Source organism: Rummeliibacillus pycnus (genome assembly GCF_050459865.1).
GTDB lineage: Bacteria > Bacillota > Bacilli > Bacillales_A > Planococcaceae > Rummeliibacillus > Rummeliibacillus pycnus_B.
Genome location: NZ_JBCMNM010000083.1, coordinates 1 through 10759 on the forward strand (window position 1 = coordinate 1; position 10759 = coordinate 10759).

Genomic DNA, 10759 nt, shown 5'->3' on the forward strand with positions numbered 1-10759 from the left:
AAGCGCTCATTTTTCATTTAAGGGCCAGATTGTTGAATAAGACTTCCAAACAAAGCTGGGTATTCATGTTAAAATTGATATGAGATTGTGAACAAATGTACTTACACTAACGAGCAGAATAGTTGAAGAAGAAAAAGGAATAATGAAAAGGAATAGGATGGAAAAAGTAATATGGTTAATATTGATGACCGAACGGCGTATGAAAATGAACGTATAGATTTCTGGGCTTGTGATTGTATAAAAGAACCAGAATATATGTATTGTGTTGACGGAGAATATGGAACAACTTTATTTGATTTCTGGAAAAACTATAACCGTTTTCCTCTAAAGGTTATCCATAACTTTGTAAGAGAATTTGATGATTTAGACGATGATGACAAACGGCTTAGGTACAGAATTGATGAAGTTCATTCGATAAATGAATTGAATAGAATACTAGACGATGTTGGATGGAAATTAACCTTTGACGATTTCTTTATAACTAATTCATCAAAAGAAATAAAATTAAAGATACAGGATAGAGATGAATTGAAGGGTAAGGTCTCTGAACAGTATCCTATATTCGAATTAGATCCAAGTGACACTCTAACAGAAGTGATTTTACACGGAGATTCTTTTCTTGTTGGTACAAATGATATTAGTTTATCAACGAAAGAACAGCTCTATAAGGTCATCCTACCTGACTATCCTAGTTGAACTAACGGGTGCTTTTCTTGAAGATCATTAAGTTGCATATGCAGCTCTTTTTTTGTTTTATTGAACTAACGGAGCAAGTTAGTCAAATGTTTTTTTTTTGAAACTTTTTTCAACATCTTTCTTTTTTTGAAAAAATGTTTATAATTATCTTAACATTATGCGTTTTATCACTTTTCTGACATTTATTACTCGATTTAGGGGCGCTGATCATGGGGATAACGACATTATTATTAAATGCATTCATTATTATTATTTGTATTTTTTTCTATCAAATATTTTGGTTAGATAAAGATGGAAAAGAAGCGCGTAATACTATATTAATTTCCTTTCTTTCATCCATTGCGGTTGTTCTTTGTATGACATTCCCGTTTAAGTTTAATTATGGATACATATATGATTTACGGCTTATCCCAATCCTTTTAGCTGTTCTCTATGGTGGTTTTAGGAGTTTTATTTTTATTACTGTTATATTTGTTTCTTACCGTTTTTACATAGGCGGAGACGGAGTCTACCCTGCAGTTATTGTATATTTTATGGCCACTTCCATTACTTTGGTATCCCAATATTTTCTTGCTGGTTATTATAAAAAAAGAAAAATATTGTTCAGCTTATTGCTTATGTCTCTTTGCACTATTTCCTTTTCTATATTCGCTTTAATGAACCAAATACGGATAAACGATAAAGTTCAACCTGATTTTATTCACTTTTTATTCAATTATATAGTGATCAATATTCTGACTGTTTTATTGTCTCTTTATCTAATTGAAGGAATGATAGAAAGGTTTAAAATGAAAGAAAAAATTCACCGTGCAGAAAAATTTATGGTGATTTGTGAATTAGCAGCGTCTATAGCCCATGAAATAAGAAACCCGTTGACTACGGTATATGGATTTATGCAGATGTTTAGTAAATACGAAATCTCTGAAACACAAAAGGATGACTATTTGCAAGTCATGCTAATGGAGTTAGAACAAGCGCAACTCGTTATTAACGATTATTTGTCCCTTATAAAACCACAAAATGTTGCAAGAGAATTATTAGATATTAGACCAATTGTTGAGCAAGTAATAGAGGTTATTTTACCGATCGCCATCCAATGTAATGTTAAAGTTGAAAGCGATAATGAATGTTCCTATTATATATATGCCAACACCGATAATCTAAAAATGTGTTTAATTAACATTGCAACGAACGGGATTGAAGCCATGACTAATGGAGGGATGCTCCGAATTAATGTGAAAAAGGTAAAGAATCGTATTGTAATTGATATTATTGACACAGGAATTGGAATGTCTTCTGAGGAGATAAATCGAATCGCTATGCCGTTTTATTCTATAAAGGAGAAGGGAACCGGGCTAGGTACGATGATTGCATACAGTATAGTAAAAGGATTAAACGGAGATATAGAAATAAAAAGTGAAAAGGGAAAGGGAACACGGTTTTCTATTATTATTCCTTCTTCCTAATAGAAATCATAGGGCAAAAAAATTTCGACGATTTAGAGCTTGCTGTTAAAGTACAGTTCGAAAACGAAGAATTTAAAGACGAAAAAGAAATTGAGAAAATATCCGGATACAATAACGCAATAGTATCCATTTTGGAGTGTATAAACCCAATTTATTTATATGATTTAAATGATTAAAACAACCTTAATTGAATAAGATTGTGAAGTATTACACTTAAACTAAACCAGCTAATAGATTGTCAATAAAAATCTTTTAAATTAAAAAACACTTCATGCTATACTAAAAAGCGCAACCAACTGTACAACTGGGGCATGATAGTGACCCGTTGATTCCAAAACAACAGGTGGCTTCATCCCTGTTTGACGCTCTAAATCTAATAAATATGAGTGTAACTCTTCCAATCCATCCACCGTATGATCGACTTTCACGCTGCTTTTATAGGGCATTTTTTTGTCCAAGAACATTTGAACCTGACTTTCACCTTTTGCGACATCCAGACCAACTACTGGATTCATAGTTTATCTCCTCCTAAGGTAGTGTATTGACCGGTAACCTCTATCTAGCTTGTTATTCATATCTTCGCTTGTTATATGAGATCGTAATGTCCCAAGCAGCCTAATCATGTGTTAACAAGTAGAGGGCGAACAGTTTAGTTGTCGGGATCTAGTCCCACGGGTGCTTCCATTCGACCCCGGCTACTATCAATCTATAAATTGAATAAAAAATAGTCAACCAGATTTCTCCGGTTGACCTTATAATACGAACGGGTGCTTTACTTCAAGATGGGATTCCACAGAGATCCCATCTTTTTCTTCTTCAACCAAGTTTAGTTGAATATGGTGTCTTTTGAAACAATAGGGGGGGAGTGTATGAAAAAGGTATTAATTTCTTTGTTAGCTGTAGTTGTATTAGTAGGTGGGATTTATTTTGTATTTAACCTTAAACCACCAACACCAACTATAACTATTGAAAATAATGCTGTAGAAGTGGCACAAGGTTCTTATTGTTGGGGTGGGCTTATTAACGTTCAATGTGTTGATAAGGTTTCTCCGCCAGATGTTATTAAGCATCAAAAACTTAAACCTGTTGTTGTATCACCTGGAGCTGAATTAAAAATAGAATTTAATCGTAAACCACTAGAAAATACGTTGAGCGCATCTATATGGTTTAATAAAAACGAAATGGAGAATGTCCGATTAAATGACAATGTTCTATTAGTGCCAAAAGAAAAAGGGGTTTATTTTTATAGTGTTTCTGCGCATTGGGAAAAAGGAAGTTCGAGTTATGACTTTGTAATTGAGTTAAGTAAGTCTTTTTTCACTAACGGGTAGCTTTAGTCGAATAACGATTTTCAACAATCGGGCGCTTTTCTGTAAAAGGAACAGGAACAGCGCTTATTTTCATTAAAGGGCCATTTACTTGAATGGGGATTGTTGTAACTGAACTGGATATACTAAACCCAAATATAATTTAGGGTGATGGAATTGGATAAAAGTAAACCTTTTCTTTTGGTTTTATTTAGTATACTAATTTGTGGGTTGTATTATGGAACTGTAAATGCAAAAACGAACGATACTCCTCCTTCCTTTGAGGAAAAGATTACTAAAGGCAAACAACTCACTCCTTTAGAAAGCCAGTTAATGTCTTTTATGTTTGGTTTGATGGTAACCGAACCAAAACAAGCTGTTGAATTGTGGATATTAGGCGTAAATAATCGAAGTGGTGCTGTTCAATATGCGATGTTGTCCCCTGCGCTTCGAAAACAATCAAGGAGTAAATTCGAGCAAACTCACTGGATAACAGGTCAGTCAAGTCCTTCGGTTAGTAACTTTCGTTTTACTAAAGTAGAAAAGTTCAGCGAATCCAAAATGCGGTATACCGTTAAATACGATTTATGGGCATCATATGGAGACTTTGGTGGTGGGGAGAAGATTATAATCGTGGAAAAGAATTTAGAACCATTTAAAGAGTATTGGTTTATTTCATCAATAACAACGAAATACAATCAATGGGAAGCATTTACCCCAGCCGAGACAGTTTTAAAATAGAGCATTGAAGTTAACAATCCGACACAAAAACGTTCAACAAACGGGCGCAATTCGTGAATTGGAATTATGCCTTTTTCAGTACTAGAACCAATATTACTAAATAACATCTTTTTTAAAACTGAATATTGATATAAAAGTATAGGTAAGATTGTGAAAGCAGTTATTCCGCCATAAGCAAGTACTAGCTAAATTTTATATTTGAAAAATATAATGCAATGGACTCTACTAATCTTTATCGGAATTTAATACTACATACTTCGAACTAAGTATCTACTGTAATAAAATTAATATTGTAATATACTACTATAAATAGGTTAACAATGTTAATTTATGTTTTATTCAAAGCTCACTAGAATGTCCAGTAAAAAAAAACTATAAGGAGTCCTAAAATGAAAAAGAAAATAAACTATTTAATCTTACTTTTAACTGCCATCTTTATAGTTGGTTGTACTAACGTAGAAGATGCATCCGTTACAGATAAAGAAACAGATTCACAAGATGTAACCACAGTTGAAAAAAATTCAAATAATAGCGAAAAAGAAGAGACGTTCACTACGGTTGTAGATGAACCAGTAGTGGAAGAAACGCAAACCGAACAAAATAATGACCTGTTCTCGGGATACAAACTTATTGAAGTTGATGGTAGCGATTTGTCTGGACATCGTGAACCCAACGTTGTTGTTGACATTGGTTATGGGGACCGGAAGTATTGGGCCTTCACGAATGAACATGGGCAACTGGTCCGTGTCATTGCTGACGAAATCGTTCTACAAGATGACGATAACGAACCTGTAACATCGTCTGGTAGATATTACAATGATGAAGCAAAAGTTCCTGGTGTAGAAAGAGCAGATTTAGATGAAGGACATATCATTGCAGATTCTCTCGGAGGGGTATCCAATGCTTACAATATTACTCCACAAGAAAGTACGCTTAACCGACATGGTGATCAAGCATATATGGAAGATGCCATTCGTAAAGCTGGTGGTGCTACTAATTTTGAAGCAATTATCACATATCCTAATACGGAAACGCAGATTCCTTCTCATTATAAGTACACTTACACTTTAAAAGGGAATAAGATTGTAGATGAGTTTGATAACGGCAACCCTGATGAGATAAATAAATCTCTAGGCTTAACTGAAAGTAAATCAACTAACTCAAATAAGTCAACTAGTTCTAATAAGTCGAATGGCACTGAAGATATTTCTAGTGTTGATACAGATGGTAATGGACAAGTGACGATTAAAGAAGCAAAAGCAGCAGGTTATAGCATGCCAATAACGAGTGATCATTGGTTATACCCTTATATGCAAGATAATGATAACGACGGTATGGTAGGGGAATAAGCACCTAGAACTCAGGGCAAATTAAATGAATGAAATAAACGAATGACTTTACAGAAACAATCGGGCGCTTTCCTGTAGTAAGGAAAGTGTCTTTTTTCTTGTATTTGAAGGGTTCCCATGAAAATAGAAGTAAAAGATGATGATAAAGTAATAATTGATGACTTTGAATTTTATGGTCATATTGAACAAGAGCAATTCTGTTCTAAATGCGAGTTTAATTTAGTATACAATGAAGATTTTGATGCATATTTTTGTCCTAAATGTAATCTCTGGACTGAATCCCAATGTAGTGACCCTGATTGTGAATACTGTCCGAATCGTCCTGAAAAACCATTACCTCACAAATAAGTTCTTTATTAATGGGTGCTTTACTTCAATAACAATCTTCAACAATCGGGCGCTTTTCTGAAATAAAGAAAGCGTCTTTTTTCAATTAAAGGGCCAAATTATGGAATACACTAAGAGTATTTTTATTTAAAAGAAGGAAACATCCGAATTTAATTGAATGTAAATATTAATTAGAGGAGGTTGATCTTATTGGAGAGAGGAACTTTACTGGTATCTTCATTACCAGAGTATGAAGAAGAGATTGGCAGATGGCTATGGTGTCTAGAGGATGTTCGACGTACTCTTATAACTAAATTAACTGGAATCAGCCAAAGCTTAATTGACCGAAAATTAGGCGAAAGGCAATCAATTGGGACACTTTTGTATCACATTGCATTGATCGAGGCAGATTGGTTGTATGTAGAAATACTTGGAAGCGATTGGGATCCTGAAATTAGCGCATTATTTCCTTTAAAACATCGAACTGACGACAATTTAACTCACTTTGAGGGAGAAAGTATAGAGGAACATTTTTACCGCCTTAATAAGGTACGTGAAGTATTTCTTTCCCACTTTCGTTCAATGAACTTAACCGATTGGCGTAAACCGAGAGTTCTTGAAGATTATGACGTCACACCTGAGTGGGTTGTTTACCATTTGATTGAACATGAATCGCATCATAGAGGTCAAATTTTCCAAATTCTTCGGGAATTATGAAATGATAAGTGTTAAAGAGAAGGAACTATAATCCATCTTGAATTAATGGAATGGCTTGTGGTGTAGTTATTTCATTAATGGGCGCTTTTCTTTAATAAGAGGGCGTCTTTTTGTAATGCCTCGACACATTTAAGAGATTAGATCTTGTTAGGGTAATGAAAAGATTGTGAAGATTTCTACTTAAACTATAGGTATCTATAGTTAAATAAGATTTCGGTATTCATAACAAAAAAACTCGCAAATTTCTATGGCGAGTTTTGCTTTTTAAATATACCAATAACGATGTCAAAACGAATTTGACACGGATTTTTAGAAAAGCACCTCAAAACAGAACCCTTTATGGTAGTACAGAGAGGCAATTTTTTACCGTTTTGTTAGAATTTAAAGTCTAGAATCATCTTACTGTTTTCACCTGTAAACTTATAGTTATAAGACCCTTTTAAACTTTCTAAATCACCGGTAGCTTTGATGATTGTTGCTGGAGAATCTAGATTTCCTTTATCAAATATTCCTTGCTCTATAGCCGTAAATGTCCCATGTTTTCCTTTGTAAGTTCCTTCGAAATGCAGAAATCCAGAAATTTTAGAAGTGGCCAAGTGACCATCATCTATAGTAGAGTCTATATAAAATAATAAATATTCAACAAAAGCTTTTCCTGTTAATTCACCCTCAATATCATATTCGACATGGGCAATATTAATAGGGAATTCTTTTCTTGTGTCGTCTACTGGCTTTTCATCCCATTTGCTTACTGTAAATGTTACTTCCATAGTAAATCTCCCTTCATTATTAAATAGTAATTCACCTCCAGTATAATATCCAAAAAGCACCATTACCAATAATAGAATAAGATTGTTTTTATTAATTTTTCTTTCATAACTTTGCGAAATATTTCACTTAAAGTAACGGCTGCGTTACTTTAAGAAGCATTAAGTAATTTTAGGACTAATGCTATATGTTAGTTATTCAATTAAAGGGCGCTATCCTTGAATAAGTATAAGCGCTCGTTTTTCATTTAAGGGCCATATGATTGAATAACACATAATAGGGGAATTGGATATTTATGTTAAAATTCAGGTTAGATTGTGTAGTAATGTACTTAAACTAACGGGGCAGGTTACTTGAAGAAAGGTATTACATTATGAGGAGTGGTGATTAGGTGGATCTGGTATTTATTCGTCATGGTCAAGGAGAACACACATTAGACATACCAAAAAGTTTACAGATAAAAGACCCCTCATTAACACCTAAAGGAGAGAAACAAGCAAAATTGCTAAGAAGTCAATTCCCTTTAACTATTGATGATATTTTAATCATAAGTCCTATTAGAAGAACTTTGCAAACCCACATTTATTTGGAGTGAAAATATAGATTGTCGTAAGGTTGTAAGTCCCTTGGTTTCTCCTCGAATATTTCCTATATCCCCAAATAAAAACACATTGCCTTGTGATAAAATAATTGATTTAGAAATAATCCAAAAAGATTTTTCAGCTTTCGAAATTGAAACCAATGCTCCCCGAGATTTATGGTCTAATGGAATAAATGTTATGTCTGAAAATAAATTCATAAAAATTGCAGAAGATTTTATTATGAATTGCAAGCTATTACAAAAAGAAAAGATATATATAGTATCACACGATGGTACCATAACTGCTTATCGTCAATTAATTTCAGGTCAGAGTTTATCTAGAAAAGATTTCCTACAAGAAACAGGATGGGTTCAAATTACTTGTTGAACTACGGGGTGCTTTACTTCAATAACAATATTCAACAATCGGGCGCTATCCTTGAATAAAGATAAGCGCTTATTTTCATTTAATGGCACGATTGTGGAGCAATATCTTAAAAGAAATTTGTATTTGTTGGGTTATAATTTAGAAGAGATTGTGAATTCTGTACTTAAAGTAATATAGTCTGATTAATGATTTAGGGATTTCCCCGACAAGTTCTGTTTGCAATGGTAGTGGGCTTGCTGCCATTACAAACAGGAAGCTTGCCTAACTCTGGTGTATAATAGTGTGAAGTTATTTAATTTTAACGGAGGGTAATGAAAATGAAGATTTTGTTTGATGAAACATACACTTCAAATGACGGAAAGAGAGCAAGCAGGAATATTTGGTATGGAGATGCTGATATATCAATTGATGGTGAATATGGAAAAACCATTAATCTTAATGCAGATTTTATGAATAATTTATGCGAAATAATAAAAAATGACTTATCTAAGAATGCAGCAAATGCGCCTACTGAAACTAACTGGTATTTCTATGGAAGTGATGTAACAAAGGACACTATTGGAGACAATATCAGTCCGACAATTATGGTTCGTGAGAGATCTGACGAGTTTTTAACTAATTTTAATATCAGTGACCACGATTTTGCTGTAAATATTGATGCTATTCTGTTGTTTAAGAAGGATTTTGAAAAACGTTTAGCGAGTCATTGATGAGTAATATCAGTATAAGGATTTTCAAACTATTTGAGGGGATGATTTCATATTGAATTCATTCTCTTTTTTCATGTGGTCTGAGATATATTATCAAACAAATATCAAGACGAGCTGGGATAAAAAAATATACATCCCCATCAATTAAGCCACAGCTTAGCGGGAAATTGAGACACGATTTTTATAGTAAATATTTTTGAAAGCATATAAATTGAAACTTTAATTGAAATCGAGGCACCGATGTGAATAGGCGTGTCTTTTCGTTAGGGGCAGATTGTTTAGTAACGCTAATGGATAGTGGAAGAAAATATATCATAATAAAATAATTAAGGGAGATAAAACGAATGTTAGAAGAGCTTCTTGCCTCACTAATACCCAATGGTACTAATTCTTTAAATACACGAAAAATCGACCGAAATATTGAAATGCTGAAGAATCATTCATGGTTTATGAATATTTATGATGATGAAAAATATCATAGTCTTTTCTTTGGCAATAGAAAAGTAAGAATGTATTTACAAAATACGTATCGTGTGAAAAGAATTATTAAGAAGGAACATGTTCAGAGGAAATTTATTATTTTCCTAAATCATCAAGTATAAAATAATACATGAATTTAAACAGTGTATTGACAATCGAGATTATTAAGAGCCTATCCTTAAAATAAAGGTTTAGAAAGGGAGAAATAGTAAAGTCTATAAAAAGATAAAAGTCAAATGAGGTGTTAAAATGTCTGAAAATTTCGAGGTTATTTTGAGGTCAATTACTTCTTTTGGATTGTTACTAATAGTCACACGTATACTAGGTAAACAAACAATCTCTCAAATGACGATATTTGATTTCGTTGCAGCCATTTCATTAGGTGCCATATCAGCAAACTTATCCTTTAATACATCTATAAAAGTACATCATATGATCATTGCACTGGTCATTTATGTCATTATAATTTTTATGATTGCTCTCATTTCATTAAAAAGTAGAAAAGCCAGAAAGTTTTTAGCTGGTGACCCGACTATTGTTATTCAAAACGGAAAAATACTAGAGAAGAATATGAATAAGATGCGCTATACGTTAGATTATTTAAATCAACAGTTAAGGGAAAAGGACGTCTTTAATATTGAAGAGGTACTGTTTGCAATTGTAGAGACAAATGGGACATTAACAGTCTTGAAAAAGCCTCAATTCAGAAATGTAACTAGACAAGATTTAATGATACCGATAACTCCTGAAATTAATTTACCAATTGAACTAATTATGGATAGAGAAGTAATAAAGGAAAATCTGGAACAGAATAACTTAACAGAGTCATGGTTACATTTGGAATTAAAGAAACGAAGCTTAGTTCAACATGATGTATTATATGCAGTCCTGTCCGGGAATGGAAATATGTATGTTGATACATATGAGAATCATATTCATTCACCAATTGATAAAGAATAAATGATATATCTCTTAATTTATTAGGGAAATTAGAATGCTTCAGTAAAACGATCAGTGAAACGCAGTTATAAATAACGTTATGGAACAAATAGTATGATAAATGGATATTAGCTGGATATTGACACGAAGGATTTTATATGGTTGAAGAAACTACATGGGACAGCTTCTTCGGGGCGATAGTTCAACAAACTAAGGAAAATATTCATAATCATTATTTTGATCTTCAACAATCGGGCGCTGTCCATGAAAATGAACTGCACCCCAAATGTT

12 protein-coding genes and 1 pseudogene are annotated in these 10759 nt (G+C 33.1%); 11 read left to right on the top strand and 2 right to left on the bottom strand.

The genetic code is table 11. From position 1 onward, the window contains the following. The first annotated feature begins 171 nt into the window (after positions 1–171). Together ABE048_RS16415 and ABE048_RS16420 are read left to right on the top strand one after the other, a co-directional pair. Positions 172–696, top strand: a complete 525-nt coding sequence (locus ABE048_RS16415) for a hypothetical protein (RefSeq protein ID WP_430312355.1) — start codon at positions 172–174, stop codon at positions 694–696. Between the two features lie 209 nt (positions 697–905). Continuing rightward, complete coding sequence (locus tag ABE048_RS16420; RefSeq protein ID WP_430312356.1) at positions 906–2162, top strand: ATP-binding protein; 1257 nt, start codon at positions 906–908, stop codon at positions 2160–2162. A 269-nt stretch (positions 2163–2431) separates the two neighbouring features. Here ABE048_RS16420 and ABE048_RS16425 read toward each other — a convergent pair whose 3' ends face one another. Beyond that, the gene (locus ABE048_RS16425; protein ID WP_430312357.1) at positions 2432–2677 is read right to left on the bottom strand and encodes an IS110 family transposase; all 246 of its coding nucleotides are present in this window, start codon (positions 2675–2677) and stop codon (positions 2432–2434) included. Between the two features lie 354 nt (positions 2678–3031). Between ABE048_RS16425 and ABE048_RS16430 the strand changes: the two genes are divergently transcribed. The 5 genes from ABE048_RS16430 to ABE048_RS16450 all read left to right on the top strand — a co-directional run bounded on the left by ABE048_RS16430 (position 3032) and on the right by ABE048_RS16450 (position 6603). After that, positions 3032–3493: a hypothetical protein gene (locus ABE048_RS16430; protein WP_430312358.1), complete on the top strand. Its 462-nt coding sequence runs from the start codon at positions 3032–3034 to the stop codon at positions 3491–3493. 147 nt (positions 3494–3640) lie between these two features. Continuing rightward, entirely contained in the window at positions 3641–4210 is a 570-nt protein-coding gene (locus ABE048_RS16435; protein WP_430312359.1) for a hypothetical protein, read from the top strand. Positions 4211–4599: 389 nt separating this feature from the next. Continuing rightward, on the top strand, positions 4600–5559 hold the full coding sequence (locus tag ABE048_RS16440; RefSeq protein WP_430312360.1) for a DNA/RNA non-specific endonuclease: 960 nt from the start codon (positions 4600–4602) through the stop codon (positions 5557–5559). 117 nt (positions 5560–5676) lie between these two features. Then, complete coding sequence (locus ABE048_RS16445; protein WP_430312361.1) at positions 5677–5907, top strand: hypothetical protein; 231 nt, start codon at positions 5677–5679, stop codon at positions 5905–5907. 189 nt (positions 5908–6096) lie between these two features. Continuing rightward, on the top strand, positions 6097–6603 hold the full coding sequence (locus ABE048_RS16450) for a DinB family protein (protein WP_430312362.1): 507 nt from the start codon (positions 6097–6099) through the stop codon (positions 6601–6603). Between the two features lie 374 nt (positions 6604–6977). Here ABE048_RS16450 and ABE048_RS16455 read toward each other — a convergent pair whose 3' ends face one another. Continuing rightward, positions 6978–7373, bottom strand: a complete 396-nt coding sequence (locus tag ABE048_RS16455) for a DUF3224 domain-containing protein (protein WP_430312363.1) — start codon at positions 7371–7373, stop codon at positions 6978–6980. 389 nt (positions 7374–7762) lie between these two features. On the opposite strand from ABE048_RS16455, the pseudogene ABE048_RS16460 reads away from it, so the two are divergent. The 4 genes and pseudogenes from ABE048_RS16460 (at position 7763) to ABE048_RS16475 (ending at position 10489) form a co-directional block, all read left to right on the top strand. Next, positions 7763–8339, top strand: a pseudogene (locus ABE048_RS16460) (phosphoglycerate mutase family protein). Positions 8340–8656: 317 nt separating this feature from the next. After that, entirely contained in the window at positions 8657–9049 is a 393-nt protein-coding gene (locus ABE048_RS16465; RefSeq protein WP_430312364.1) for a hypothetical protein, read from the top strand. 344 nt (positions 9050–9393) lie between these two features. Next, on the top strand, positions 9394–9651 hold the full coding sequence (locus tag ABE048_RS16470) for a hypothetical protein (protein WP_430312365.1): 258 nt from the start codon (positions 9394–9396) through the stop codon (positions 9649–9651). Between the two features lie 127 nt (positions 9652–9778). After that, complete coding sequence (locus ABE048_RS16475; RefSeq protein WP_430312366.1) at positions 9779–10489, top strand: DUF421 domain-containing protein; 711 nt, start codon at positions 9779–9781, stop codon at positions 10487–10489. Positions 10490–10759 lie beyond the last annotated feature (270 nt).

What these genes read in the sequence shown, in the direction of transcription:
- ABE048_RS16415 (WP_430312355.1), top strand. Translation starts at nt 172, where the DNA reads ATGGTTAATATTGATGACCGAACGGCGTATGAAAATGAACGTATAGAT.
- ABE048_RS16420 (WP_430312356.1), top strand. Translation starts at nt 906, where the DNA reads ATGGGGATAACGACATTATTATTAAATGCATTCATTATTATTATTTGT.
- ABE048_RS16425 (WP_430312357.1), bottom strand. Translation starts at nt 2,677, where the DNA reads ATGAATCCAGTAGTTGGTCTGGATGTCGCAAAAGGTGAAAGTCAGGTT.
- ABE048_RS16430 (WP_430312358.1), top strand. Translation starts at nt 3,032, where the DNA reads ATGAAAAAGGTATTAATTTCTTTGTTAGCTGTAGTTGTATTAGTAGGT.
- ABE048_RS16435 (WP_430312359.1), top strand. Translation starts at nt 3,641, where the DNA reads ATGGAATTGGATAAAAGTAAACCTTTTCTTTTGGTTTTATTTAGTATA.
- ABE048_RS16440 (WP_430312360.1), top strand. Translation starts at nt 4,600, where the DNA reads ATGAAAAAGAAAATAAACTATTTAATCTTACTTTTAACTGCCATCTTT.
- ABE048_RS16445 (WP_430312361.1), top strand. Translation starts at nt 5,677, where the DNA reads ATGAAAATAGAAGTAAAAGATGATGATAAAGTAATAATTGATGACTTT.
- ABE048_RS16455 (WP_430312363.1), bottom strand. Translation starts at nt 7,373, where the DNA reads ATGGAAGTAACATTTACAGTAAGCAAATGGGATGAAAAGCCAGTAGAC.
- ABE048_RS16465 (WP_430312364.1), top strand. Translation starts at nt 8,657, where the DNA reads ATGAAGATTTTGTTTGATGAAACATACACTTCAAATGACGGAAAGAGA.
- ABE048_RS16470 (WP_430312365.1), top strand. Translation starts at nt 9,394, where the DNA reads ATGTTAGAAGAGCTTCTTGCCTCACTAATACCCAATGGTACTAATTCT.
- ABE048_RS16475 (WP_430312366.1), top strand. Translation starts at nt 9,779, where the DNA reads ATGTCTGAAAATTTCGAGGTTATTTTGAGGTCAATTACTTCTTTTGGA.